The 21,810-nt window shown below is 59.7% G+C and carries 18 protein-coding genes, 4 pseudogenes and 1 other annotated feature; of the genes and pseudogenes, 10 read left to right on the plus strand and 12 right to left on the minus strand.

Annotated features, from left to right (window positions below):
* Positions 1–23 precede the first annotated feature (23 nt).
* Positions 24–1,886, plus strand: coding sequence for a MobH family relaxase (gene mobH, locus BPET_RS05545; protein ID WP_012248097.1), 1,863 nt, complete (start codon positions 24–26; stop codon positions 1,884–1,886).
* Positions 1,887–1,955: 69 nt separating this feature from the next.
* On the opposite strand, the gene BPET_RS27280 is transcribed toward mobH, so the two are convergent.
* The gene (locus tag BPET_RS27280; RefSeq protein ID WP_012248098.1) at positions 1,956–2,450 is read right to left on the minus strand and encodes an MBL fold metallo-hydrolase; all 495 of its coding nucleotides are present in this window, start codon (positions 2,448–2,450) and stop codon (positions 1,956–1,958) included.
* A gap of 191 nt (positions 2,451–2,641) precedes the next feature.
* On the opposite strand from BPET_RS27280, the gene BPET_RS27530 reads away from it, so the two are divergent.
* Complete coding sequence (locus BPET_RS27530) at positions 2,642–3,028, plus strand: transposase (protein ID WP_012248099.1); 387 nt, start codon at positions 2,642–2,644, stop codon at positions 3,026–3,028.
* Here the strand turns inward: BPET_RS27530 and BPET_RS05555 are convergent.
* Positions 3,019–3,408: pseudogene (locus tag BPET_RS05555) on the minus strand (transposase); the annotation flags it as partial. The gene BPET_RS27530 and the pseudogene BPET_RS05555 sit on opposite strands and share 10 nt — an antisense overlap.
* Positions 3,409–3,990: 582 nt before the next feature.
* Here BPET_RS05555 and BPET_RS05560 point away from each other — a divergent pair.
* Together BPET_RS05560 and BPET_RS25765 are read left to right on the plus strand one after the other, a co-directional pair.
* Positions 3,991–5,025: pseudogene (locus BPET_RS05560) on the plus strand (IS110 family RNA-guided transposase).
* Positions 5,026–5,503: 478 nt separating this feature from the next.
* Entirely contained in the window at positions 5,504–6,331 is an 828-nt protein-coding gene (locus BPET_RS25765; RefSeq protein ID WP_231852693.1) for a Bug family tripartite tricarboxylate transporter substrate binding protein, read from the plus strand.
* A gap of 973 nt (positions 6,332–7,304) precedes the next feature.
* Here BPET_RS25765 and BPET_RS27440 read toward each other — a convergent pair.
* Complete coding sequence (locus BPET_RS27440) at positions 7,305–7,436, minus strand: hypothetical protein (protein WP_269446941.1); 132 nt, start codon at positions 7,434–7,436, stop codon at positions 7,305–7,307.
* Between the two features lie 313 nt (positions 7,437–7,749).
* The gene (locus tag BPET_RS27535) at positions 7,750–7,848 is read right to left on the minus strand and encodes a hypothetical protein (RefSeq protein ID WP_151208938.1); all 99 of its coding nucleotides are present in this window, start codon (positions 7,846–7,848) and stop codon (positions 7,750–7,752) included.
* Between the two features lie 275 nt (positions 7,849–8,123).
* On the opposite strand from BPET_RS27535, the gene BPET_RS05565 reads away from it, so the two are divergent.
* Positions 8,124–8,768: a TauD/TfdA dioxygenase family protein gene (locus BPET_RS05565; RefSeq protein WP_012248103.1), complete on the plus strand. Its 645-nt coding sequence runs from the start codon at positions 8,124–8,126 to the stop codon at positions 8,766–8,768.
* Here BPET_RS05565 and BPET_RS05570 read toward each other — a convergent pair.
* Positions 8,727–9,968: an ISL3 family transposase gene (locus BPET_RS05570; RefSeq protein ID WP_012248104.1), complete on the minus strand. Its 1,242-nt coding sequence runs from the start codon at positions 9,966–9,968 to the stop codon at positions 8,727–8,729. The genes BPET_RS05565 and BPET_RS05570 overlap by 42 nt on opposite strands.
* 46 nt (positions 9,969–10,014) lie before the next feature.
* On the opposite strand from BPET_RS05570, the gene BPET_RS05575 reads away from it, so the two are divergent.
* From BPET_RS05575 to BPET_RS05600, 5 genes and pseudogenes are all read left to right on the plus strand, one after another.
* Positions 10,015–10,308, plus strand: coding sequence for a TauD/TfdA dioxygenase family protein (locus BPET_RS05575; RefSeq protein ID WP_012248105.1), 294 nt, complete (start codon positions 10,015–10,017; stop codon positions 10,306–10,308).
* A 14-nt stretch (positions 10,309–10,322) separates the two neighbouring features.
* Complete coding sequence (locus BPET_RS05580; protein WP_012248106.1) at positions 10,323–10,898, plus strand: nuclear transport factor 2 family protein; 576 nt, start codon at positions 10,323–10,325, stop codon at positions 10,896–10,898.
* Between the two features lie 259 nt (positions 10,899–11,157).
* Positions 11,158–11,619, plus strand: a complete 462-nt coding sequence (locus BPET_RS05585; protein ID WP_041862734.1) for an MDR/zinc-dependent alcohol dehydrogenase-like family protein — start codon at positions 11,158–11,160, stop codon at positions 11,617–11,619.
* Positions 11,620–11,729: 110 nt separating this feature from the next.
* Positions 11,730–12,014 carry a hydantoinase/oxoprolinase N-terminal domain-containing protein gene (locus tag BPET_RS05590; RefSeq protein WP_012248108.1) on the plus strand — a complete coding sequence of 95 codons (285 nt, stop codon included), beginning with the start codon at positions 11,730–11,732 and terminating at the stop codon, positions 12,012–12,014.
* A 57-nt stretch (positions 12,015–12,071) separates the two neighbouring features.
* Positions 12,072–13,624: pseudogene (locus BPET_RS05600) on the plus strand (IS3 family transposase).
* Positions 13,625–13,713: 89 nt separating this feature from the next.
* Here BPET_RS05600 and BPET_RS27540 read toward each other — a convergent pair.
* The 7 genes and pseudogenes from BPET_RS27540 to BPET_RS05640 form a co-directional block, all read right to left on the minus strand.
* Positions 13,714–14,304 (minus strand): FUSC family protein, encoded by a 591-nt coding sequence (locus BPET_RS27540; RefSeq protein WP_158310072.1) that lies wholly within the window; start codon positions 14,302–14,304, stop codon positions 13,714–13,716.
* Positions 14,305–14,339: 35 nt separating this feature from the next.
* Positions 14,340–15,589 (minus strand): IS3 family transposase gene (locus tag BPET_RS05605; RefSeq protein WP_085970202.1). Its coding sequence is split into 2 segments (ribosomal slippage): positions 14,340–15,295 and positions 15,295–15,589, totalling 1,251 coding nucleotides; the frame shifts between segments, so codons are not numbered across the junction.
* Positions 15,180–15,296: a sequence feature (AL1L pseudoknot), on the minus strand. Its footprint overlaps the gene before it by 117 nt.
* Before the next feature lie 4 nt (positions 15,590–15,593).
* Positions 15,594–16,292: an FUSC family protein gene (locus BPET_RS25775; protein ID WP_012248110.1), complete on the minus strand. Its 699-nt coding sequence runs from the start codon at positions 16,290–16,292 to the stop codon at positions 15,594–15,596.
* An 86-nt stretch (positions 16,293–16,378) separates the two neighbouring features.
* Complete coding sequence (locus BPET_RS05620) at positions 16,379–17,620, minus strand: ISL3 family transposase (protein WP_012248104.1); 1,242 nt, start codon at positions 17,618–17,620, stop codon at positions 16,379–16,381.
* Positions 17,621–17,635: 15 nt separating this feature from the next.
* Positions 17,636–19,351 carry a hydantoinase/oxoprolinase family protein gene (locus BPET_RS05625; RefSeq protein ID WP_081482972.1) on the minus strand — a complete coding sequence of 572 codons (1,716 nt, stop codon included), beginning with the start codon at positions 19,349–19,351 and terminating at the stop codon, positions 17,636–17,638.
* Positions 19,352–19,424: 73 nt separating this feature from the next.
* A pseudogene (locus tag BPET_RS05630) lies at positions 19,425–20,977 on the minus strand (IS3 family transposase).
* Between the two features lie 225 nt (positions 20,978–21,202).
* Complete coding sequence (locus BPET_RS05640) at positions 21,203–21,694, minus strand: transposase (protein WP_012247241.1); 492 nt, start codon at positions 21,692–21,694, stop codon at positions 21,203–21,205.
* Positions 21,695–21,810: the final 116 nt, after the last annotated feature.

Raw genomic sequence — 21,810 nt, forward strand, 5'->3', positions numbered from 1 at the left:
TCGGCCCCCAACAGGACACCCGCATGCTTTCTCTGTTCCAGCGAAAACGGCCCCCGGTCGCTGCCGCGCCGACGCTACCACCCGCCACCGACCTCCCGAAAGGGTTGTTGCGGCCCGAGTCGGCCGCATCGCTGCTGGCCACCCCGCGCCGGCAGAAGCTGCTGGAGTACATCTGGCAGCGCACCTCGCTGTCGCGCAGGCAATTCGCCACTCTGTACCGCGCGCCCCTCGAACGTTACGCCGAGCTGGTCCAGGCCTTCCCGGCCTCCGAGGCGCATCACCATGCCTATTCGGGCGGCATGCTGGACCACGGCCTCGAAATCGTCGCCTACAGCCTGAAACTGCGGCAGTCCCTTCTACTGCCCATCGGCGCCAGCCCCGAAGACCAGGCTGCGCAGGCTGAAGCCTGGACTGCTGCGGTCGCCTATGCCGCGTTGTTGCACGACATCGGCAAGATCGCCGTCGATCTGCACGTCGAACTGGCCGATGGCTCGCTGTGGCACCCGTGGTACGGTCCGCTGCACCAGCCGTACCGCTTCCGCTACCGCGAGGATCGCGAATACCGCCTGCACAGCGCGGCGACGGGCTTGCTCTACCGCCAACTGCTGGACACCCAACTCCTGGACTGGCTCAGTGGCTATCCAGACCTGTGGGGACCGCTGCTCTACGTCCTGGCCGGCCAGTACGAGCATGCCGGTGTGCTGGGCGAACTGGTCGTGCAGGCCGACCGCGCTTCCGTGGCCCAGGAACTGGGCGGCGATCCGACTCGCGCCATGGCCGCGCCCAAGCACGCGCTGCAACGCAAGCTGCTCGACGGGCTGCGGTACCTGCTCAAGGAACAGTTGAAGCTGAACCAGCCGGAAGCCTCCGATGGCTGGCTCACCGAGGATGGTCTGTGGCTGGTGAGCAAGACGGTCTCCGACAAGCTGCGCGCACATCTCCTGTCTCAGGGGATCGATGGCATTCCCGCGAACAACACCGCTGTGTTCAACGTGCTGCAAGACCACGGCATGCTCCAGCCCACCTCGGACGGCAAAGCGGTCTGGCGCGCGACCGTGACCAGTTCCACCGGCTGGTCCCACTCGTTCACCCTGTTGCGCCTTGCGCCCGCGCTGATCTGGGAGCCAGGCGAGCGGCCAGCGTCCTTTGCTGGCACGGTAATGGTCGATGCGACACCCGCAGAAAACGACCCCGGTGCGCCGGCCACGCAGCCTACGACTGGAATGCTGCCAGCCCCAGAAAGCCAGAAAACGCCGCCATGGGAGGGGGGCAACACCGTCGTCATCGCTTCGCCCCTCATAGCCGGGCCCATGCTTGACGTGATGGAGGACATGCTGGCCATGGTGGGCATGAACGACACGCCCGGCACCGCGCCGGAAGCAACGGCTAACGCGGACTCGGTGCATTCGGAACGCATCGAACCATCCGTACCCGCGACGGCTGTCGTGACCTGCCAATCAACGGTGCGCCAGGCCGAGCTGTCCCGAGAAGCAGCGCAGCCGTCGGGCGAACATTTCACGTCATGGCTGAAACAGGGAGTGGCCTCTCGCCGGCTCATCATCAACGACGCGAAGGCGCTGGTGCATACGGTGAACGACACGGCCTATCTCGTCAGCCCGGGCGTGTTTCAACGCTATGCGCAGGAACACCCAGAGGTCGGCATGCTCGCCAAGCAGGAGAACCTGCAAGATTGGCAGTGGGTGCAAAAACGCTTCGAGCGGCTGCAACTGCATCGAAAGCAACCGAGCGGCCTGAACATCTGGACCTGTGAAGTCACCGGCCCAAGAAAGTCCCGCCGTCTCCATGGATACCTTCTGGACGACGCTCAGCTGCTTTTCGCGGAAACGCCACCAAGTAACCCCTATCTCTCGCTGCTGGCCCCTTAGCGAAGAATGCTCGACAACAGAAGAACGGGCCAACGGCGACATCTGTCGGCTGATGTGCTTGGATGGACTTCAGTGCATCTCGCCCAAGCGCGGCTCCCGCCACCAGGCCGCCTGTGGCCGGAGTTTCCCTATCTGGGCGAGCTCGCCCATCTTGGGAATGACGAGGCGCACATTCTCTTTCTGCGCAATCATCGTGAGGCGCTCGAATGGTTCGTCCCAGGGGTGAAATCCCAAGTCGAAGGTTCCATTGTGGGTCGGGAGGAGCCACTCGCCTCGCAGTTCCTTGTGGGCTTGGATGACCTGTTCGGGAAGCATGTGGACGCCTTCCCACTGCAGGTCGTATGCACCTGTTTCAAGCAGCGTGAGGTCGAATGGTCCGAAGCGCTCTCCGATTTCCTTCAAGCCGGAGAAATAGTCAGTGTCACCGCTGAAGAGGATTCCATACCGCTGGGACCTGATGACCCAAGACGACCATAGCGTGGGGGTTGGAGAACAACGGATTGCGCTCTGAGAAGTGCTGGGCCGGAGTGGCGGTGAAGCTGACACCTTGTACTTCGGTCGCATTCCACCAGTCCGACTGTCTGACCTTCGCCGCCGGTACGCCCCAGATAGTCGCCTACGTCCAACGGTGTGATAAATAGCCCCGTGTTGGCCGACAGTGCGGGTATCGAGACCTTATCCAGATGGTCGTAGGTAAGCGGCCGGTCAACCCATCTACCCTGGTCGCGACGGATCCAAGAGCACACGTGCACACTATGTCGGTCAAGGCACAACGCGGAAGGACACGGCGGACGTACAGCGCGTCCTTTAAAGCAGAGTTGGTAGAACGATGCCGCCAGATTGGCATATCGTCGGCGGCCGTTGCGGTTTCGCATGGCATGAATCCGAACGTGTTGCGGCGTTGGATCAAAGAAAGTGCGGAGTCGACCGGGCTGGCTGGCACGGAGCGCCCGCCAGTAAAAATTCAGTGTTCGCCGGCATTTGTTGAACTGGCGATGCCCGAGCGTATAGCGCAGCACACTGTGCCGTCTGACGATCGGATCCACATCGAACTTCAGCGCAATGGCACAACTGTTTCGGTGGCGTGGCCGCTCTCGCAGATTGCGCAGAGCGCGGCTTGGCTGCGAGAAGTTCTGCAGTGATTCGTATTGATGCGTTCGTCGAAACCCGTAAAGCGCCGCTCATGCTTGGGGATCAGGACTGGATCGAAGCTGCCATCGCGGTCGCGTGGCAGCGTCACACGCACTGGGCCGCGCTCGGTATGGATCGTCTTGCCGCTGGCGCCGTTGCGCTCATTGGCGTGCTCGGATGGCTTGGGATCGCTTGCCTTGTACCCTAGGTGCAAGTCCATCTCTGCAGCCATCGCCCGCTCGATCACCGCCTTGTTGAACGCGAGCATTAGGTCCTGAACCTCGCTGGGTGTCATCGGACCGTTGACCAGATGATCCATCAGTTCGACTGGCAGCTCAGGCAGCGGCCCGAGGGCCGCTGCCTGAGTTGTGGCAGTACGTTTCTTCTTCATTGGCATATCCATGGTCGTGAGACCTCATGATATGCCCTGCCCACAAAATCCCGGATAGGCCCCACCGTCACGTCGAACTCATCGCTGCGAAAAAAACTATTAAGTTGTCGGCGCCCCCTGCGAGCGCGCACGGCCTTCGAATGGTTCCATCCAAATTCGCACGCATGCAAATCTTTCAATCTGGTGGTTAGTCAATAACTAATAATTGCGATGAATTATCAATTTGACCGGTTATCAGACGCTCTCCTATAGTCTCTTCCACAGAAGAACTATAAGTGACAGATGCTACGTTCAAGACGCGGGTCAATACGCAGCTCCCAGGCAGTGCTTCACCCCGCGCCATACCGCACAGGTAGTGTCAGGACTGACCCAGCCAACCAAAATCAGACGGTTCCAACTGCTAAAGAGGTCAAGCACGAGGTTGCCCCGCCATAAATATCAACGGAGATGGTATGGACGCCTCCCACCTCAACTAGTGATGGCGGGTCGGGCAAGCAGGAATGGGGGTGAGGCCTCGTCATCAACGGCATCTAGTGCCAAAGTGGAGTCTGTAGTCAACCACTTAAAGACCGAGGCCCCGAAATGAATATTACGACATTTGGCTTGGATATCTCGAAGACCGTGATGCAAGTGCACTGGGTAGACGGACAGACAGGAGAGGTCGGCAAGCGGGCGTTAAAGCGCTCGCAGCTGGCGCCATTCTTTGCCCGTCAGATAAGTTGTCGCATCGTGCTCGAAGCCTGCGGCAGCGGTCATTACTGGGGCCGCACGTTGTCAGCGCTGGGTCACCAAGTGCAGTTGATTCACGCGCGTCACGTCAAACCGTTTGTTCGAGGCAATAAGAACGATGCGGCTGATGCGCAGGCGATCTGGAGTGTGGCGCAGCAACCGGAGATACGTTGGGTGCCGTTAAAGAGCGAGCAGCAACAAGCCGTGCTGTCGCTACATCGGGTGCGCGCGCAGTGGATCAAAGTCAGAACGCAGACGGTCAACGGCTTGCGTGGGCTGCTGTATGAGTTTGGTGTGCTGTTGCCGGGCGGTCGCCAAGCTGGCGTAAGGGGGATTACGACCCATCGCGCCGACATTGACGAGAAGGTACCGGTGCTCATGCACGGGCTGATTGACGGGCAGTTGCAGATGCTCAGGCAGATTGAGGAGCGCATCACGGCGATTGAAGACGAGTTGAAAGGCGTTGAGTAACAGCTCGATAGCGCCCGTCGAGTGCGCCAGATCCCCGGTGTCGGTTTGCTCGGAGCGACGGCCTTGGCGGCGGTGCTGGGCGAGGATGCCAAGGGCTATCGCCGCGCTCGGGAGTTTGCCGCGTGTCTGGGTCTGGTGCCTTGCCACCGGGGCACCGGTGGCAAGGTTGCGATAGGGCATTTGAGCAAGCGCGGCGATCCGTATCTGAGAACGCTGCTCATGCACGGGGCTCGTGCGGTGATCTTCCATGCAGGGGGCAAGAGCGCGTGGTTGGAAAGATTGCTGGCGCGCCGACCATTCAATGTGGTGGTCGCGGCGCTCGCTAACAAGATGGCACGCACGGCCTGGGCGTTGGTGGCCCATGGACGTGAGTATCAGGAAGGCGGGTTCGCGCAAGCGCATTCGTTAAAAATATAACTACCCACTTAAAGGAGAGGATGCCGCAAAGAGTGCGTAACTCGAATTAATGAAGTGATGGCAAACGTGGTCGGTCCGCGGGTCGGTAAAGCTGAATATTTGTCTGGGACAGGCGTATGCCAAGTCCGCCACGGAGGCGTATGCCAAGTCCGCCACGGAGATGAGCTCCGACCCTGCATATACCCCATCAGGGCCAGCAGTCGGTTTATCCGCTACTGCACAAACAGGCCGGATATAAGACTGCAACTGTTCTCACCTAGCCAAAAACTTCAAAAATTCGATTGCCACACGGGAGGCGTCCATATAAGACAATATGACGATGTTTAAGAGGCCTCCGGGGCCTAAGTTTTTGTTTTTTGGTCTTTTGGTGTGCATTGCGTGTGCCTTGCCTGCCAGTGCCGAAACCTATCCTATTCGTCCAATCCGTATGGTTGTTGGCTATCCGCCGGGCGGAACCACAGATATATTGGCTAGGATTATGGCAGCCGAGCTTACGCAGCGCTTGGGACAGACTGTAGTTGTCGAAAATCGCACTGGCGCAGCAGGAATAATCGGGACGGCCGACGTTGCTAGAGCGGCCGGGGATGGATATACCATACTCATGGGAGCTTCTAGCGCCTACGCATACGAACCAGCAATTCGAGAGAATCTACCGTACCAGCCGAAGGACTTGAAAATGTTCGCGCTGATCGGCTCGGCGAGTAATGTCTTGGTGGTTCGGCCGGATGCACCGTACAAGAGTCTCTCGGACGTTATCGCAGCGGCTAAGGCGCAACCAGGGAAATTATCACATGGCAGTACTGGGATCGGAGCCACACCACAATTAACAATGGCCCTGCTTAAAAAAAGCGCCAAGGTAGATATCATAGATGTCCCGTTTGGTGGTGGCGGGCCCGTGGAGCAGGCGTTGCTCGGCGGCCATGTGGATATGACTTTCGATGGCCTGGCAAGCGCGCGCTCGAAAATCGAGGCGGGCCAGTTTCGGCCCCTGGCAGTATCGGGTAAGCAGAGGGTTAAATGGATGCCTGATGTCCCCACTTTAGCTGAATCGGGTTTTCCCGGACTAGAAGTCGAAGCATGGTACGCGCTATTTGCACCCTCTAGTACACCGGATTCTATCCTTGAAAAATTACATCAGAGTGCCGATGAGGCTCTGACGGTCAACGATATCAAATTGCGAATCGAACAATTGGGCATGGATCCTGCGCCGCCGCAAAACTTGCAAGAACTTTCGTCCTTCTCAGGAGCTGAAATCGGAAGATGGGCAAATTTTGTAAAGATTACTGGCCTCAAGGTTCATGACTGATAGTAAGGTGTATGTAAAGGCGATCTGGAACACCTCGCGTAACAAGCTCGACATTTTTAGATTTTAGGCGAAGTAAAAGGTGCGTGAAATGTGACGTTTGTAGGGTGTATGAGCAACCGTTTCAGTAGCATTGAAATCATTTTCCGGGGTTTGAACCCGAAGCGTGTAGTAATCACAAATTTCTTGGCTCGTAAGCGCCCGGCCTGACGCCGGCGAGCCTTACGAAGCGGGCTACCAGCGATGCGGCAACAGCGTGTTGAGCTAGTTGTTTTTCTGAGTCGGGGAGCGGATCAGCATATCCTTCAAATAGGTCATACCTTGAAATGTCGAGGCTTACCTACCGAACCTGGCAAATTACTGCAGCACTCCTGCATCTTGTCGCCTCTATCCGATTAAGACAAGAGATGGACTTTGTGCGGCGCAACAATCGCATTAGTTTCTCCTCCGACATCTCTGTTTGGGCGGCAGGATGCTGGCGCCGGCGGTTCTATAGGCACCCTGCGCGGGTACCTTGCGCGCGTGCTGATTGTCTTTTCCTCGTTGGTGTCCACGGCGGTCTCCTCGCAAAAGATCCCATGCATACAATCACAGGCGAAGCGAATTTGGTACTTGTCCAACTTTAGGCAGTACTCGCTCCAGCTCGGGCTGATAAGCATGCAATACGCAGACCGCGTTTTCAGCGTTGTTTCCGATTTAGTTTTCAGCGTTGTTCCCGATTTATTAAGCGACATAGGACGTGAAGCCTTTGATGTCGGCACAAATGTATAGCCAGTTGCCGTCGATGGTGCGCAGGTCTCGGCTGCCCTGGTACTTATGCTATTGAACAGTGGGTTATCGCGATAGAATTCGCGTCGGTCGATCGGATTCTTCTCCAGGCCGTCGCGCGATTCTTTCACGAGGCCTTCCATACGTCACGATCATTCAGCACGGGTTTCCAATGGCACCGACATGCTGAACGACAGATACGGGAGGGCTAAGCTGCTTGTTGCAGCGCATCAATAAAATTGAGTGCCGCTTGGCTCAGAATTTGTGTCTTGCGATGTATTACTCCCAATCGTTCGGTGGAGGTTTTGCCCGACATAGAAAGTGCCACCGATCCTTTCATGTTGGACTCAGAAGCACACGGGAAAGAACTACTGATACACGGACTCCGTTACGGGCCATAGCTAGGGCACAGTGGTTGACATGTAACGGGATGCACGAACAGGCTATTGAGTCCAAGGTCAGGTGCTGCTACGGATAGTTGCTGTGATTGCCGCTTACGGCGCGGCTTGTAATACCGAGCAAAAGAGACGTTAATGACGCAACGCACAACCTGCCGCGCTGATCCCGCACAATATCTTGTACGTTGCTGTAAGCCTGTTCGCTGTGTTCGAGCGAGCTTTGAATTTGCTGTTGCAATACCTCACCCGCGTCTGTCAGTCGACAACGATGAGTGCTTCGGTCAAAAGGAAAGTTCCGATATCCTTTTCCAACTCCTTAATGGGTGCCGAGAAGGAGGGTTGTGTGACAGCCATAGCTTCGGCGGCCTTGCCGAACGATGACTACGGCACCGCCAGCGCAACGCCTTGAATTGCCGATATTTTTGTTCATAGCCTATCTCTAATAATTTGCTTTAATTATCAATTTGACCATGGCTCTTGGATTTCGGTAGAGTCTTTTCTCACCAAGTAGGGTTTTTGCGCCGAGTTTATCAACGTGACGGCGTTAACGTTTTTGTAAACGGGCAAAACAGCCCAGTCATCCCAATAAATAGGTGCTGGCCGCACGGGCCAACAAGGAAAGAGCCACTATGGAATTTGAGATACGCAGGCTTTCATCAGGTATTGGGGCCGAAATCATCGGCGTAGACTTGAGTGCGGACATTGATGAAAAAACTTTCGCTCAGATCGAGAAGTGCTGGTTGGAAAATGTGATCCTACTTTTTCGCGGGCAAAAGCTGAATAACGAGCAGCATGTTCGTTTCAGCGCACGGTTCGGCAAGCTTGACGAGCACGACGACATCAAACGCTTGCGCGATCCCGATCATCACGAAATCCTGCCGGTGTTGAGCATCCCGGGGGAAAAGCGTCTGCGTGTCGGCGCGCAATGGCATTCAGACATGTCGCATTCTCTGTGCCCTCCAAAGGCGTCGCTGCTGCGATGCGAGGAGATTCCACCATTGGGAGGCGATACCATGTTCGGCAATATGTATCTTGCTTACGAGCGCCTCTCGGAATCAATGAAACGACTATTGGACGATCTTTGGTGTGTGCACGATATGACAATTGCCAAGCACAACATCGGCCAGTACAACGAGGTACGCAAACGCCAACCGCCAGTCGCTCAGCCTATCATCCGCATCCATCCCGAAACTGGAAAAAAGGGGCTCAATCGCGATTCCTGTGGAAAGGGCTCATGCCTGAGCGGAAGCATGCAGCCATGGATGGCGGGGTAGATGCCTGAGCTTGGCGCACAGCAGGTAGCTGATGGCGATCAGGTTGGCGTCGGTGCGATAGCCCTTGGCGCGGGCCTTGGCGGCCTGGATCTGGGCGTTGAAGGCCTCGACCTGGCCGTTGGACAGGCCGGTGTCGAAATGCCGCAGGATGCCCGTGAGGTGGTCGCGGAGGGTGGCGCCGAGCTTCTTGAAGGGCGTCAGCCGACACCGTCGTGCCCAAGAGACCCACTTTCGGAGCAGCGGTTCGGCGGTGGGGCGATCCGCTGCCGTCTCGTAGATGCGGCGCAGCGCCTCCTTGAGGCGCCAGGCGCGGGCGGTCTTCAGCGAGCTGCGCTGCAGCCAATGCATGGTGTGAATCTGCGCTGCGTTCCACCGGCGCGGGGCCTTGAGCGTGCCCCAGCGGCTGTGCTTGAGCTCCGGGTGGGACTTGACCTCGGCCCGCCGCACCTGATCCAGCGCCTTGTGGGCCAGCGCCACGACGTGGAAGGGGTCGAAGCTGATGGCGGCCTCCGGTGCGGCCGCCTTCGCCCCGGCCTGATAGGCGCCGGACAGGTCCATGCACCAGTCCGTGACCTGGCCGGCCTTGCCCCCGTGCGCCCTGAGGTCGTGTGTGAACCGCGTGAAGGTGGTCTTGTCGCGGCCCGGTGTGGCAAACAGCAGCCGGCGCCGGTCGAGATCATGAAACAGCGTGACGTAGCGCTGGCCTTTGCGGCTGGCGGTCTCGTCGACACCGACGCGCCGGACCTCGGCGAAGTTCTCCTTCGCCCGCGCGGTATCGACATGCCGGCGCAGGACGCGCCAGATACGGTCATCCGAGACGCCGACGAGCCGCGCCACATGGGCCACGGGCAGCGAAGCGCACATGGTGACGACAAAGGCTTCCATCAGCATCGAAAAGCCGGAGCCCTTGGCCGCCCACGGCACCGGTGCCTGCGGGGTCTTGCCGCACGCGCGGCAGGCCACGCGCGGCACGCGGCAATGGATGAACGCCTTGAACTGGAAGAAGTGCAGGTGCTGCCAGGTGCGCTCCACCCGGTCGTGCACCGGCTGGTCCGCCGCCCCACAGGCCGGACAGGCCAGGCGCGCGGCATCGCACGACACCTCGAAGTGGATCGCCCCCTCATCCGGACGAAACGACACGCCGTCCACCGCCCACGGCGGCGTCAGCCCCAAAGCCTGGGTGAAGAGTTGTTCTTGCATCCGACAAGGCTGACATCATCCGGCGCCCCGTTCCACACCAGACGCGATGGAGCCAAAAAAGGCGATCTACGTCAGTGAGTTCGCCTCGGCCAGCATTGTAGGCATGACCTTAGCGGAAGCACAGCCGATTTTGCGTTTTTTGTTCGAGCACAGTACGCAGCCGGAGTTCACCTACCGCCATAGTTGCCAGCCGGGTGACTTGATGATCTGGGATAACCGCTGCGCCATTCATCTCGCACTCGACGACTACGACCACGGCTACGCGCGCAGGCTCTATCGAACCACTATCCTCGGGACGCCTACGGGCCGCCTTGTTGACGAAAAAGACCTAGTCACCTAAGTTAAGGAACACTCATGACACATGAGTCTCTATTCTCCCCGGCGCGCGTCGCGGATCGTCTTGAGATCCAGGACTGCATGTACCGCTGGTGCCGGGCGGTCGATCGCCTTGATCTGGATGCTATCCGCGATGTTTTCCATCCTGATGCGACGGACGATCACGGCCCTTATACGGGCGATATCGAAGGCCTGATTGAGTGGATCGGCGTACGCCACCAGCCTATTCCTTTCTCGGTGCACATTGTGTCGAACATGTTGATCGAGTTTGCTGACACTGACATCGCGGTGGTTGAAAGCTACGTGCAGACGGTGCAGCACTATCCGGTGGAAGCCAAGTCGAGCCTAGCGGATCTGGCAGCGGGTTCCGAAGGCGAGGCCGGAAAGCCTTCGCAACTCTTCTCCTTTGCTCGCTACGTGGACCGCTTCGAGCGTCGTAATGGTGCATGGAAGATCATAAGGCGTACGCTGGTTCAAGGTCAAAAGCTGATCATGTCCCCTGAAATAGCGACGCCTCCGTCTAATTGGCCTCAGTCTCGTCGCGATCGCAACGATTTTGTTTATCAGGCTCGCTTCGAAGCGGGGCTAAAGTGAGGGCGCCAACCATCCTAGTTAGAGGCGCGTCGCTTCGAATTCCTTGGCCCTTCACGAGAGGGAAGATAGTGAACCGCGCGCATCGCGATCAAAGCGGCTGCTCAATTACTCCGAATTGGTCGTAACCGTCCCGCTACTATCCTCCAACTCGTGGGAAGATGCTGCGAGAGTCGCCCCGGCAATGGAGCCAGACGTAAAGGCGGTTCTGATCGATGACCGAGTGACTACTCACGCAGAATACGGAAGACATGCAATCGATATGAGCCTTTTCGATGCGGTTGGCTTGGACCGCGCGTACCGGACCGTGTGGTTCGTCCTGCATGAGCGCGGCGCGCTTGCCAATGAAGATAGAGCTCTGGCTTCCGGTGTTGGCGGCGGTCTTGGCCTTGCCTGCATCAACCTCGCACACACGTTCCGTGTGCAGGTGTTAGCTGGCATCTGCGGTGCAAAGACTTTGTCCCAAGTCGGGTCGTCTGGGACCGAGGTCCTCATAGATATCTTGGCCGTCTATGTACGCGATGAGGTCAATGCTTGTGTCCTTGCATCAACACAGAATCCTGGTGTCAGCCTGATCGGCAGTCAAGTGGGCGCGACGACGTATTTGACGCAGACATACGTGCACTCGTTTCGTCGTGTCAGACGGCTGTCGGTGGCTTTGCGCGCAACGACATTCCTCACGTCGAAATATCTTCGCGTTCGCCGAATTCTCTCAGGGCACTAGGTTCCTTTTGTCCGGCTATTCCGGCTGAGTCGTGCTGCCTGTGGAATTAAGCGATATGGTCCGACATTACTGAAAAGTCATCCTCAACCAGTAACTAGAACGAGCTGACGATGGAGCGAGACCTGAAACATTTGATCGCCATCGACGTTGGTGGAACTTTCACTGACCTGGCGTCCTTCAACCGCGAGACGGGTGAAGTTCGTTCAGCCAAGAGACTTACCAACTACGGAAATTTCTTCGAATCAATCGCCCAATGCCTCAAGGATGCCGGCGTACCGCTTGAAGAATCGCAGAGTTTCAAGCACGGTACCACGTTGGTGATTAATGCACTGCTCGAGCGCCGCGGCGCGCGCATTGCGTTGGTCACGACGCGCGGTCCCCCGCTGTCAGAATAGTTGGAACCTCAGTTGCTGTTAGAGTCCCAAACCATTGGGGGCAAAGAGAAGGTTCCGATGAAGTATTCCGCAGAACGCCGGGAAGCCATCCTGAAGAAGTTACTGGCCCCGCACAACCGCACGGTCTCCGACCTGGCACGCGAAGAAGGCATTTCCGAGGCCACGATCTATAACTGGCGCAAACAGGCCCGCGGCCAGGGCCGTTTGTTGCCAGACCAGGCGTCGGACAGCGAGGGCTGGAGCTCGCAGGACAAGTTCAACGCCGTGCTGGAAAGCGCTGCGCTGTCCGAAGTGGAGCTGGCCGAGTACTGCCGGCGCCGGGGACTGTATGCCGAGCAGTTGCGCCGCTGGCGAACGAGTTGCGAGCAGGCCAACGCGCAGAGCCAGAGCGCCGCCCGGCAGGAGGCCGACGCGCTCAAGGCTGAACGTCGCCGCACGCGCGATTTGGAGCGCGAGCTGCGCCGCAAGAACGCCGCGCTGGCTGAGACGGCAGCATTGCTGACCTTGCGAAAAAAAGCCCGGGCGATCTGGGGGGACGAGGAAGAATGACCAATGCCCAGGATCGCCGTCAAGCTGTAGCGTTGGTCGATGAGGCTCGCCAGGCCGGTGCACGCTTGCAGAGCGCATGCATCGAACTCGGTATCGGCTTGAACACTTATCGTCGCTGGGCGACGGGCGATGAGGACAGACGCCCGCACGCCATACATGCCACGCCATCGCATGCACTGACAGACGCCGAGCGCCAGGCCGTGCTGCAGGCCTGCCACCGTCCCGAGTTCGCCAGCCTGCCGCCGGCGCAGATCGTGGTACGGCTGCTCGATGAAGAGGGCCGGTACCTGGCGTCGGAGTCGACCTTCTATCGCGTGCTGCGCCAAGCCGATGAGCAGCACCGCCGTGGCCGGGCGCGCGCGCCACGTCACGCTGGAGCACCACGGCGCCACTGTGCCGACGCACCCAACCAGCTCTGGAGCTGGGACGTCACGTACCTGCATACGCGTATCCGCGGCCGGTTCTATTACCTGTATCTGATCCTGGACATCTACAGCCGGAAAATCGTCGGGGCCGAGGTGTTTGAATCGGAGAACATGGCCAACAGTGCCACCATCATCCAGCGCGCCGTGCTGCGCGAGCAGTGTCAGCACCGACCCCTGGTATTGCATGCCGATAATGGTAGCGCCATGAAAGGCTCGACCTTGCAGGTCACGCTCGAGAAGCTGGGCATTACCGCCTCGCACAGCCGACCCCAGGTATCCAACGACAACGCGTATTCCGAGGCCCTGTTCCGCACCTGCAAGTACCGGCCCGGTTACCCGATCGACGGCTTTGCAAGCGTGCAGGCCGCACGCCTGTGGGTGCATCAGTTCATCCACTGGTACAACCATGAGCATCGCCACAGCGCCATTCGCTACTTGGCTCCGGCGCAGCGTCATGCGGGCCTGGATGCCCCCATTCTGCAAGCCCGACAGCGCCTGTACCAACAAGCCAGGCAACGCCACCCAGCACGATGGTCGGGAAAACTACGCAACTGGCAGCCCATCGGCAGCGTCTGGCTCAACCCCGAGCCGGATCAACATGAGCAAGACACCGATCCAGTATTAGAGGCCGCATGAATCAGGTTCCAACTGCCTTGACAGACGCCGAATGAGTAGACACATCAATAACGGAGAAAAGTAAACCCCCGCGATGTCGACTTCGCCGATCATTCTGCATACCTCCACGGAGGAGATTTTTCAAACAATGCGAGGCGTAGTCCAACCAAACCTCTCACTAACGCGTCCGGTGCTCGGCTTCCCGCCTTGCACGTGGCAGTTAGCGCATCGTCGATACGGTTGAGCAAAGTATGCGAACCACGGTCCATGAGTTCCAAGCGAGCCTCGGTTAGCAGCGACTCGCTAGCTTCGCGAAGTTCATCAGTCAAACTGGCACATGTCTGGCGAATAGTCCCAATCGCTATGCCGGCCCGCAGCCAAGATAATAGGTTGGTACTTTGGTCATTGTGCGCGGGGTGCCTACTAGTAATACTGGATATGCGATCCAGCGATCGATTTCCATAGCCTTCCAGAGCACGGGGATTCGCCTGTTGCGTCAGAACTGCAATGTCACGGCGCTCCTGCCGGCGCAAACGGTCGGCCGTGTGCGAAGCCCCCATCTTCCTGACTATATGGATACATAGCGAGCCAGTATAAATTCCAATTAGGGTCGAAGAGCTTGCGTCAAGGAAAGTACCAAAGTCCAGCGGCGTATAGACTGCCTGCAAATTTATGTTGCTCAAACCGATTCCCAACAGCAAGATGAATCGCCCCGGTTTTCGCGGAGGCTGTTTGGTTAAAGTAAAACGGCCTCACCGGCGGATGTGCCGAGTTGGTTGTAGTAGTTTGCCTCAGCCTCAGCCGGCGGGATATAGCCGATGGATGAGTGCAGGCGTTGATGGTTGAACCAGGCAACCCATTCCAAGGTTGCCAGCTCGACAGATTCCCTGGTTTTCCAGGGTGCGCGACGGTGAATTAGTTCAGCCTTGTACAAGCCGTTGATGGTCTCGGCCAAGGCGTTGTCGTAACTGTCACCACGGCTACCCACGGACGGCTCGATGCCCGCTTCGGCCAGGCGCTCGCTATAGCGGATACTGACGTATTGCGACCCTCTGTCGGAGTGATGGGTTAGAGAACCATCGTTGCCGGGCTGACGGGCATATAGAGCCTGCTCCAGCGCATCAAGCACGAAGTCCGTCGTCATCGACTTGCTCACTCGCCAGCCGACGATGCGCCGGGCGTAGACGTCGATGACGAAGGCCACGTACAGCCAACCCTGCCAGGTCGAGACGTAGGTGAAGTCCGAGACCCAGAGCTGATTGGGGCGATCGGCCCGGAACTGCCGGTTGACCCGATCCACTGGACGGCTGGCCGCATCATCAGCGATGGTCGTTCGCAGCCGCTTGCCGCGCCGCACGCCTTGCAGGCCCTGAGCGCGCATCAGCCGTTCGACCGTACAACGGGCCACCCTCACGCCTTCGCGGTTCAACTGCCGCCAGACCTTGTCGGCGCCGTAGACGCGATAGTTCTCCTGCCAGACTCGCTGGACGTGTGGCATGAGCCGTTCGTCGCGGCGGGCACGGTCGCTGCGCCGCGCCGGATCGCGCAGCCGCGCAGCATGGCGCCGATAGGCCGACGAGGCAACCTGCAACACCTTGCAGATCGGCTCGACCCCGTAAACCTCCCGGTGCCGGTCGATGTAGGTGTTTACGACTTCAGTTTGCGGTCGAGCTCCGCCTGCGCGAAAAAAGCGCTGGCCGTGCGCAGGATGTCGTTGGCCCGGCGCAGTTCACGAACCTCACGCTCCAGGGTCTTGATGCGTTCTCGCTCGCTGGTGGTGACGCCTTCGCGCTGCCCGCTGTCGACTTCGTGGCGCTTGACCCAGGTCAGCAGCGTCTGCGCCGAGCAGCCGATCTTAGGCGCGATGGACTCGACCGCCACCCACAGCGACGGGTACTCGCTGCGGGACTCCTGCACCAGGCGCACGGCGCGCTCGCGCACTTCCGGGGAAAACTTGTTCGCGTTGTTCTTGCTCATGGCTCGCATTCTCTCAAGAGTAGGAGCCTCCGCAAAACCCGGGGCGATTCAAGATGGCTAAGGGGTTAGAGGCTGCCCAAGCGCCCAGTGGCAACATGACGAGAGCCATGACCAAGACAAAGCTAGGAAAGTCCTGTGCAAAGGGCAGCAGTCCATAGCTCAACCCGGCTCCCATCAGGAGCGCCATAATTCCGAACTTGAGAAAAGTGAAAATTGCTTTTCCTGCCTCATCGGCGCCGCCAAAAAACGCCAATGCCACTGTTCCCATCAACAGAGCGTTCGGCCCCTGACTCCACCCCGTTACCCACCACAATGTGCAGAGAACCGTATAGCCCAGCAAAATACCTGCGGAAACGCGTAGCGCGACATCGAAGTCAGGCCATAATGGAAACGCTCTGGTCTGCCATACTTGATTGGCCAAGTTCGGTTCCAGTGGTGTGCGCGACTCCAGCGCGGCATATATGCGGCGCACCTCTGACCACAAGCGCAATATGTCTGAAACTAGTTCAATAAAGTTATCCTGAAGTAGGCGATCCCACGGATGGCTTGAATGGGCTTCAACCAACAGCGAGTTATGGCCCTGTTCGAGAAACTCAGAATCGGCAATTTGCCCAGCTTTCGCTCTTTGAGCAACCTCCTGTTTCCATGTGGCGAGCGCGCCCGGCCATCCCCCAGGGTGGTTGGCTGAATAGGATTCTATAGCGGAAAGCATCGGAACCATCCGCAACAAACGTCTTTGAATCGCGAAGACGCTGTGGCGCTCCCATTTGGCTCAATCGCGATTCCTGTGGAAAGGGCTCATGCCTGAGCGGAAGCATGCAGCCATGGATGGCGGGGTAGATGCCTGAGCTTGGCGCACAGCAGGTAGCTGATGGCGATCAGGTTGGCGTCGGTGCGATAGCCCTTGGCGCGGGCCTTGGCGGCCTGGATCTGGGCGTTGAAGGCCTCGACCTGGCCGTTGGACAGGCCGGTGTCGAAATGCCGCAGGATGCCCGTGAGGTGGTCGCGGAGGGTGGCGCCGAGCTTCTTGAAGGGCGTCAGCCGACACCGTCGTGCCCAAGAGACCCACTTTCGGAGCAGCGGTTCGGCGGTGGGGCGATCCGCTGCCGTCTCGTAGATGCGGCGCAGCGCCTCCTTGAGGCGCCAGGCGCGGGCGGTCTTCAGCGAGCTGCGCTGCAGCCAATGCATGGTGTGAATCTGCGCTGCGTTCCACCGGCGCGGGGCCTTGAGCGTGCCCCAGCGGCTGTGCTTGAGCTCCGGGTGGGACTTGACCTCGGCCCGCCGCACCTGATCCAGCGCCTTGTGGGCCAGCGCCACGACGTGGAAGGGGTCGAAGCTGATGGCGGCCTCCGGTGCGGCCGCCTTCGCCCCGGCCTGATAGGCGCCGGACAGGTCCATGCACCAGTCCGTGACCTGGCCGGCCTTGCCCCCGTGCGCCCTGAGGTCGTGTGTGAACCGCGTGAAGGTGGTCTTGTCGCGGCCCGGTGTGGCAAACAGCAGCCGGCGCCGGTCGAGATCATGAAACAGCGTGACGTAGCGCTGGCCTTTGCGGCTGGCGGTCTCGTCGACACCGACGCGCCGGACCTCGGCGAAGTTCTCCTTCGCCCGCGCGGTATCGACATGCCGGCGCAGGACGCGCCAGATACGGTCATCCGAGACGCCGACGAGCCGCGCCACATGGGCCACGGGCAGCGAAGCGCACATGGTGACGACAAAGGCTTCCATCAGCATCGAAAAGCCGGAGCCCTTGGCCGCCCACGGCACCGGTGCCTGCGGGGTCTTGCCGCACGCGCGGCAGGCCACGCGCGGCACGCGGCAATGGATGAACGCCTTGAACTGGAAGAAGTGCAGGTGCTGCCAGGTGCGCTCCACCCGGTCGTGCACCGGCTGGTCCGCCGCCCCACAGGCCGGACAGGCCAGGCGCGCGGCATCGCACGACACCTCGAAGTGGATCGCCCCCTCATCCGGACGAAACGACACGCCGTCCACCGCCCACGGCGGCGTCAGCCCCAAAGCCTGGGTGAAGAGTTGTTCTTGCATCCGACAAGGCTGACATCATCCGGCGCCCCGTTCCACACCAGACGCGATGGAGCCATATATCGGCACTTCGAGCCAACGCGCCGGATCGCCTAGGTATACGTGCCGTGTTTGTACCGGGATATCGGCTGAACTTGGCGTGTCTGGGACAAGTCTTTGAGCGCTAACGGCCGGTTGCAATGAAGGAGTGGGTGTGCCGGCAGAAGCCGTGGCGACGAGTACAACGAACTCTGCCGGCGACCGTGGGCTGGCTTGCCCAAAACGTCGCGTGTAAAGTGCCTCGAAGCGTTGGCGTAGGGTCGCAACGTCCTGTGCCGGATCGATAGGCATACGCAGCGAATGCATTTGGCCGCGATAGCGCAGTTCGGCACTATAGCTGATATCCGGCGACAGTTCGGTACACCGATCCCCCAGCCCCGCCTTGGCTTCCTCTTGTAGAGCCTCACAGGTACTTCGAAGTCGCGGCATCACCTCATCTTCGAGTGGCTCGAGGAAGGTGCAGGTCGCATCGTTACGCATGTCGGCGAAGAGCATGCCGAAAGCCGCAAACACGCCCGCGCGTGGCGGAACGACAATATGGGGAATGCCGATCTCTCTGGCTAGTTCCGATGCGTGCAATGGACCACCGCCGCCGTAGGCCAGCAAAGTGAAATCGCGCGGATCTTCACCGCGCTCGACCGTGACTTTTCGAATAGCCCCTGCCATCTTCACCGAAGATACCGTCAAAACGCCAGCCGCGAGTGGCGCCAAATCGTAATCGGTATCGTTTTCCTGACCGTTTACCTCATCGCGGCAGTTCGTCGCCCGGCGCAACGGCTGTACCAGGCGTTCATGCATCGTGGCTTCGATCGCCTGAGCGTCCAGATGCATGCCGTCCCCGAGGAAATTCTCCGGGTCAATCCGCCCAAGCACCACATTCGCGTCAGTAACTGTGGGTTCTATACCGCCACGCCCATAAGCGACAGGCCCCGGTCGAGATCCTGCACTTCGCGGACCGACGTGCATACGGCCCAGTTCATCGACAAAAGCGATTGATCCACCACCTGCACCGACTTCGACAATGTCGATGATGCTGCTTCGTATCGGCATTCCGCGCTCATAACCTCCTATCCAGAACGTGGAACTTACATCGAAACCGCCGTCCTTAATCAGCGCGCATTTTGCTGTGGTGCCGCCGATGTCGAGCGCGACCACATTAGCCAGCCCAAGTGCCCTAGCGTAAGCAGCCGCACCAACTAGGCCGCCAACCGGACCGGACTCGACCAGCCGTATCGGCTGGCGAGCTGCCTGCGCCAGCGAGATTGCCCCACCCCCAGAGCCCATGAAAAAGCTCCTGCCGGAAAATCCGCCCGCCTGCAGTGCTGCCTCGAGCGCATGGGCATAGCGTCCCATCTGCGGCCCGACAAAAGCATTAGCGCAGGCGGTGCACGCCCGTTCATACTCATACCATTCCCGTGTGAGATCGGTCCCCGTGCATACGTAGACTTCTGGTAGCCGTTCGATGATCCACTGCGCAACTTCGCGCTCATGGGCGTCGTTGGCGTAGGCGTTGATAAAGCAGATGGCGACCGCCTCCACGCCGAGGGTGCGCAACTGTTCGATTAGCGCATCGAGCGCTTGCGGCTCGGGCGCTTTGAGGACAGTACCGTTGGCTGCCATGCGTTCATCGCATTCGAGCCTAAGTTCACGTGGTACGAGCGGCTCTTCGGGTCGGTATTGTAGGTCAAATTGCAAGGGCCGGTTTCCTCGTGCTATTTCGACAATGTCGCGAAAACCGCGGCGTCTGTCAAGGCAGTTGGAACCTGATTCATGCGGCCTCTAATACTGGATCGGTGTCTTGCTCATGTTGATCCGGCTCGGGGTTGAGCCAGACGCTGCCGATGGGCTGCCAGTTGCGTAGTTTTCCCGACCATCGTGCTGGGTGGCGTTGCCTGGCTTGTTGGTACAGGCGCTGTCGGGCTTGCAGAATGGGGGCATCCAGGCCCGCATGACGCTGCGCCGGAGCCAAGTAGCGAATGGCGCTGTGGCGATGCTCATGGTTGTACCAGTGGATGAACTGATGCACCCACAGGCGTGCGGCCTGCACGCTTGCAAAGCCGTCGATCGGGTAACCGGGCCGGTACTTGCAGGTGCGGAACAGGGCCTCGGAATACGCGTTGTCGTTGGATACCTGGGGTCGGCTGTGCGAGGCGGTAATGCCCAGCTTCTCGAGCGTGACCTGCAAGGTCGAGCCTTTCATGGCGCTACCATTATCGGCATGCAATACCAGGGGTCGGTGCTGACACTGCTCGCGCAGCACGGCGCGCTGGATGATGGTGGCACTGTTGGCCATGTTCTCCGATTCAAACACCTCGGCCCCGACGATTTTCCGGCTGTAGATGTCCAGGATCAGATACAGGTAATAGAACCGGCCGCGGATACGCGTATGCAGGTACGTGACGTCCCAGCTCCAGAGCTGGTTGGGTGCGTCGGCACAGTGGCGCCGTGGTGCTCCAGCGTGACGTGGCGCGCGCGCCCGGCCACGGCGGTGCTGCTCATCGGCTTGGCGCAGCACGCGATAGAAGGTCGACTCCGACGCCAGGTACCGGCCCTCTTCATCGAGCAGCCGTACCACGATCTGCGCCGGCGGCAGGCTGGCGAACTCGGGACGGTGGCAGGCCTGCAGCACGGCCTGGCGCTCGGCGTCTGTCAGTGCATGCGATGGCGTGGCATGTATGGCGTGCGGGCGTCTGTCCTCATCGCCCGTCGCCCAGCGACGATAAGTGTTCAAGCCGATACCGAGTTCGATGCATGCGCTCTGCAAGCGTGCACCGGCCTGGCGAGCCTCATCGACCAACGCTACAGCTTGACGGCGATCCTGGGCATTGGTCATTCTTCCTCGTCCCCCCAGATCGCCCGGGCTTTTTTTCGCAAGGTCAGCAATGCTGCCGTCTCAGCCAGCGCGGCGTTCTTGCGGCGCAGCTCGCGCTCCAAATCGCGCGTGCGGCGACGTTCAGCCTTGAGCGCGTCGGCCTCCTGCCGGGCGGCGCTCTGGCTCTGCGCGTTGGCCTGCTCGCAACTCGTTCGCCAGCGGCGCAACTGCTCGGCATACAGTCCCCGGCGCCGGCAGTACTCGGCCAGCTCCACTTCGGACAGCGCAGCGCTTTCCAGCACGGCGTTGAACTTGTCCTGCGAGCTCCAGCCCTCGCTGTCCGACGCCTGGTCTGGCAACAAACGGCCCTGGCCGCGGGCCTGTTTGCGCCAGTTATAGATCGTGGCCTCGGAAATGCCTTCTTCGCGTGCCAGGTCGGAGACCGTGCGGTTGTGCGGGGCCAGTAACTTCTTCAGGATGGCTTCCCGGCGTTCTGCGGAATACTTCATCGGAACCTTCTCTTTGCCCCCAATGGTTTGGGACTCTAACAGCAACTGAGGTTCCAACTATTCTGACAGCGGGGGCGTGCGGGCGTCTGTCCTCATCGCCCGTCGCCCAGCGACGATAAGTGTTCAAGCCGATACCGAGTTCGATGCATGCGCTCTGCAAGCGTGCACCGGCCTGGCGAGCCTCATCGACCAACGCTACAGCTTGACGGCGATCCTGGGCATTGGTCATTCTTCCTCGTCCCCCCAGATCGCCCGGGCTTTTTTTCGCAAGGTCAGCAATGCTGCCGTCTCAGCCAGCGCGGCGTTCTTGCGGCGCAGCTCGCGCTCCAAATCGCGCGTGCGGCGACGTTCAGCCTTGAGCGCGTCGGCCTCCTGCCGGGCGGCGCTCTGGCTCTGCGCGTTGGCCTGCTCGCAACTCGTTCGCCAGCGGCGCAACTGCTCGGCATACAGTCCCCGGCGCCGGCAGTACTCGGCCAGCTCCACTTCGGACAGCGCAGCGCTTTCCAGCACGGCGTTGAACTTGTCCTGCGAGCTCCAGCCCTCGCTGTCCGACGCCTGGTCTGGCAACAAACGGCCCTGGCCGCGGGCCTGTTTGCGCCAGTTATAGATCGTGGCCTCGGAAATGCCTTCTTCGCGTGCCAGGTCGGAGACCGTGCGGTTGTGCGGGGCCAGTAACTTCTTCAGGATGGCTTCCCGGCGTTCTGCGGAATACTTCATCGGAACCTTCTCTTTGCCCCCAATGGTTTGGGACTCTAACAGCAACTGAGGTTCCAACTATTCTGACAGCGGGGGAGGGTAAGAGGCGGGAACATAATTGACCGAAGAGTAAAATT

The organism is Bordetella petrii, from assembly GCF_000067205.1.
Taxonomy (GTDB): Bacteria; Pseudomonadota; Gammaproteobacteria; order Burkholderiales; family Burkholderiaceae_B; genus Bordetella_A; species Bordetella_A petrii.

Excerpts from the sequence above, each read along its gene's own strand:
- BPET_RS05590 (WP_012248108.1), top strand. The coding sequence starts at position 11,730 with ATGGAGCGAGACCTGAAACATTTGATCGCCATCGACGTTGGTGGAACT.
- BPET_RS05575 (WP_012248105.1), top strand. The coding sequence starts at position 10,015 with ATGGAGCCAAAAAAGGCGATCTACGTCAGTGAGTTCGCCTCGGCCAGC.
- BPET_RS05585 (WP_041862734.1), top strand. The coding sequence starts at position 11,158 with ATGAGCCTTTTCGATGCGGTTGGCTTGGACCGCGCGTACCGGACCGTG.
- BPET_RS27280 (WP_012248098.1), bottom strand. The coding sequence starts at position 2,450 with ATGCGACCGAAGTACAAGGTGTCAGCTTCACCGCCACTCCGGCCCAGC.
- BPET_RS05640 (WP_012247241.1), bottom strand. The coding sequence starts at position 21,694 with ATGAAGTATTCCGCAGAACGCCGGGAAGCCATCCTGAAGAAGTTACTG.
- BPET_RS05565 (WP_012248103.1), top strand. The coding sequence starts at position 8,124 with ATGGAATTTGAGATACGCAGGCTTTCATCAGGTATTGGGGCCGAAATC.
- BPET_RS27440 (WP_269446941.1), bottom strand. The coding sequence starts at position 7,436 with ATGAAAGGATCGGTGGCACTTTCTATGTCGGGCAAAACCTCCACCGAA.
- BPET_RS05570 (WP_012248104.1), bottom strand. The coding sequence starts at position 9,968 with ATGCAAGAACAACTCTTCACCCAGGCTTTGGGGCTGACGCCGCCGTGG.
- BPET_RS05620 (WP_012248104.1), bottom strand. The coding sequence starts at position 17,620 with ATGCAAGAACAACTCTTCACCCAGGCTTTGGGGCTGACGCCGCCGTGG.
- BPET_RS25775 (WP_012248110.1), bottom strand. The coding sequence starts at position 16,292 with ATGCTTTCCGCTATAGAATCCTATTCAGCCAACCACCCTGGGGGATGG.
- BPET_RS27530 (WP_012248099.1), top strand. The coding sequence starts at position 2,642 with ATGTCGGTCAAGGCACAACGCGGAAGGACACGGCGGACGTACAGCGCG.
- BPET_RS25765 (WP_231852693.1), top strand. The coding sequence starts at position 5,504 with ATGGCAGCCGAGCTTACGCAGCGCTTGGGACAGACTGTAGTTGTCGAA.
- mobH (WP_012248097.1), top strand. The coding sequence starts at position 24 with ATGCTTTCTCTGTTCCAGCGAAAACGGCCCCCGGTCGCTGCCGCGCCG.
- BPET_RS27535 (WP_151208938.1), bottom strand. The coding sequence starts at position 7,848 with ATGGCTGTCACACAACCCTCCTTCTCGGCACCCATTAAGGAGTTGGAA.
- BPET_RS05580 (WP_012248106.1), top strand. The coding sequence starts at position 10,323 with ATGACACATGAGTCTCTATTCTCCCCGGCGCGCGTCGCGGATCGTCTT.